Source organism: Embleya sp. NPDC059213 (assembly GCF_042754445.1).
GTDB lineage: Bacteria > Actinomycetota > Actinomycetes > Streptomycetales > Streptomycetaceae > Embleya.
In genome coordinates, this window is record NZ_JBHZAV010000156.1 from 1 (window position 1) to 3,149 (window position 3,149).

A 3,149-nucleotide genomic window follows, 5' to 3' on the forward strand; every position below is an offset into this window, starting at 1 on the left:
GCGACGACGTTCGCCACCTACCATCGGCTCGAAGCCGCGATCGCCGCCGATCGGCCGCTGCCGTTGGGTCGGCCGATGCCCGGCATGCGCGCCTATGTCCTGGACGTCGGCTTGGAGTTGTTGCCGCCCGGTGTGGCGGGGGAGTTGTATCTGGCCGGTCCGGGGGTGGCCCGCGGCTACCCGAACCGGCCCGCCCTGACCGCCGAACGGTTCGTGGCCTGCCCGCTGGGGACGTCCGGGGAACGGATGTACCGTACCGGCGACTTGGTGAAGTGGCGTACGGACGGGGCCGGGTTGGAGTTCTGTGGGCGCGTCGACGAGCAGGTCAAGATCCGCGGGTTCCGGATCGAACCGGGCGAGATCGAGACGGCGTTGACCGCGCACCCCGACGTGACTCAGGCCGTCGTCGTCGCCCGCGAGGACCGGACCGGCGACAAGCGCCTCGTCGCCTATCTGGTGGCGGCCCCCGGACGGTCCCCGCAACAGCAGGAACTGCGGCGGCACTTGGTGCAGCTTCTGCCCGACTACATGATGCCGGCCGCGTTCGTCACCCTGGAGGCCGTACCGCTCACCTCCACCGGCAAGCCCGACCGCGCCGCACTGCCCGCCCCCGAACACGACGAGCCCCGACCCGGCGGGCAACCCGCACGGACCCCGCACGAACAACTGCTGTGCGACCTGTTCGCCGAAGTCCTCGGCCGGGAACGAGTCCATGTCGACGACGACTTCTTCACCCTGGGCGGACACTCCCTCCTTGCCGCGCGGTTGATGACGCGTGTGCGAGAGACCTTCGGCGTCACTCCGGGCCTGCAAGCCCTGTTCGAGACACCCACCGCGGCCGGCCTGGCGGAGCGGCTGAACGTCGATGGTCCCGATGGCGCGTTCGAGACCGTGCTGCCGCTGCGTCCGCACGGGGACGGGCTGCCGCTGTGGTGCATCCACCCCGGCGGCGGCCTGAGTTGGTCGTACAGCGGGCTGCTGCAGCACGTCCACCCGCAACACCCGGTGTACGCGATCCAGGCCCGCACCTTGACCCGCCCCGACGGGCCGCACCCGGGCAGCGTCGAAGAGATGGCCGCCGACTACACCGAACAGATCCGCAGAATCCAACCCCGAGGCCCGTACCAAATCCTCGGCTGGTCCATGGGGGGCCTCATCGCACACGCGATCGCCGTCGAACTGCGCCAACGCGGCGAGGACACCGCGCTGCTGGCGATCCTCGACGTCAATCCCCTGTGCGGGCTCCCCTACGACGCGTCGGCCGTCCCCACCGTCCGCGGCACGCTGGCCCTCTTCCTGGGCCTCGACCCGGACGCGCTGCCTCCCGAGCCGATGACCGGTGCGGAGGCTGTGCGCCTGTTGCGCGAACACGGCGGCGCGCCGGTCGGCCTGGAACCACACCACATCGAGGCCGTCACCGCCAACCTGGCCCGTGACAACCGACTCGCACACGCCTTCACGCCCGGTGTGTTCGACGGCGACCTGCTGCTGTTCAACGCCACCGTCGACCGCCCCCCGCACCTCCCCGACATCACCGCCGCGTGGCAGCCGTATCTCACCGGCCGGATCGAATGCCACGATGTCGACACCCGCCACGACCGGATGACCCAGCCGGGCCCGCTCGCCCACATCGGACCCGTCCTCGCGGCCCACCTCGACCGGATCGCCGCACGCCACTCCGCCGGCGATGCGCCGATCAGTGCCCTCCGGGGCGCACCGACCGAAAGGCTGACATGACCACCAACCCGTTCGAGGACGACGAGGCGACCTACCTCGTGCTGGTCAACGACGAGAATCAGTACTCCCTGTGGCCCGCCTTCCTCGACGTGCCCGAAGGCTGGAGCATCGCCCACCCCGGGGACACCCGATCGGCCTGCCTGGAATACATCGACCGTACCTGGACCGACATGCGCCCCAAATCCCTCATCGAGGCCACGAACACCCGGGAATAGGACCGGCGTCGCATCACCCGCGAAACGCGGCGGCCGGCGGGATTCGTGTGACGGCGGGGTCCTTCCAAGGCGTGGGAAGGACCCCGCCACCGTCGTACCGCACAGCCCTATGGGTGGCAACGACCGGCGGCCAGCGCGGTGATCGCGCACTCGGCGGCGTGTCGGGCCGCCGGGGCGGAGGGGTAGGGACCGCAGCCGTGGGAGGGACATCCGTCGGGGGAGCCGTCCGGGGATCCGGCGTCCAGGCGCCACATCCACCCGGCCCGGAGCGTCGGGAGCGGGGGATGGTGCCGGTCCGTCGCGTCCTCGCGCGGAGCGGCATCGTCCCGGTGGACGAACACGGTGTACCGGATGCCGCCGAGGTCGACGCCGGCGCGTTGCCGCCGGCCCGTGGCGTCGAACTCCCAGTCCAGCGGGGTCGGTGTGGACTCCGAGACCTCCAGGAGGGCGTCCGCGAGATCGGCGAGGCTGCGGTACGTCGCGGCCCGTATGGCGTCCGTGTGGGGGCGCCCCCACGACTGCGGGGGACGCTCGGTGATCTCGTCGACGAGGATCCCGGCGGCGAGCCGGTCCAGGGTTCCGCAGTCCGCGGGGTCCGGCCCGTGCGGGCTCTTCGAGGCCGCGCAGGAGCTGTGCTCGCCCGGTGCGTCCGAGGCGGTGCACGAGGCGCGCTCCCCGGTGACGGTGGCCGCGCCGCACGCCAACTCGCTTCGGGTGAGGGCGTTTCGGACCAGCTCGTCGAGGTCGAGGACGCCCAGGTCGTCGACGGTGTGTGCGATGCACAGGGCGACGGCGTCGGACGGCGGCGGGACCTGGACGTCCAGGGCGCCGGTGCGCACCTCCATGGCCGCGCTCACATCGCCGGGCTGTACCGTGCCGAGCGGCAACTCGCCGACCGCCTGGAGCACTTGCTCGTAGAGACGGCGCACCGGGTGCGGGCCGGCGGGTGGCGGGGGACGCCAGGACAGGGCGCAGACGGCATCCACCAGGTCGGTGTGCGGCACGCGCAGCGCCCGGCATGCCTCGGTCAGGCGGTGGGTCACCTTGTTCACCAACCCTCGTACCTCGTGCGGTCGGTGGGATCGGTGGGGGGGGTGGGGACCGACGACCGGCCCCACCACCCCCAAGTGATCGCCCCCCTGAGGGCCCTAATCCCCGTCGGGCGATAACTACTAACAATGGCGGGGGATCGGGAAA

3 protein-coding genes are annotated in these 3,149 nt (G+C 71.6%); 2 read left to right on the forward strand and 1 reads right to left on the reverse strand.

Going from position 1 to position 3,149, the window contains the following annotated elements:
- Positions 1-1,737, forward strand: a 1,737-nt coding sequence (locus tag ACFXMF_RS36820) for a thioesterase domain-containing protein (RefSeq protein ID WP_380017858.1), incomplete at its 5' end; no start/stop codon positions are given.
- On the forward strand, positions 1,734-1,952 hold the full coding sequence (locus ACFXMF_RS36825; protein WP_379990138.1) for an MbtH family protein: 219 nt from the start codon (positions 1,734-1,736) through the stop codon (positions 1,950-1,952). The genes ACFXMF_RS36820 and ACFXMF_RS36825, both read left to right, overlap by 4 nt.
- A 107-nt stretch (positions 1,953-2,059) precedes the next feature.
- Here the strand turns inward: ACFXMF_RS36825 and ACFXMF_RS36830 are convergent, their stop codons facing one another.
- Complete coding sequence (locus ACFXMF_RS36830) at positions 2,060-3,004, reverse strand: hypothetical protein (protein WP_379990137.1); 945 nt, start codon at positions 3,002-3,004, stop codon at positions 2,060-2,062.
- Between the last annotated feature and the right edge of the window lie 145 nt (positions 3,005-3,149).

What these genes read in the sequence shown, in the direction of transcription:
- ACFXMF_RS36825 (WP_379990138.1), top strand. Translation starts at nt 1,734, where the DNA reads ATGACCACCAACCCGTTCGAGGACGACGAGGCGACCTACCTCGTGCTG.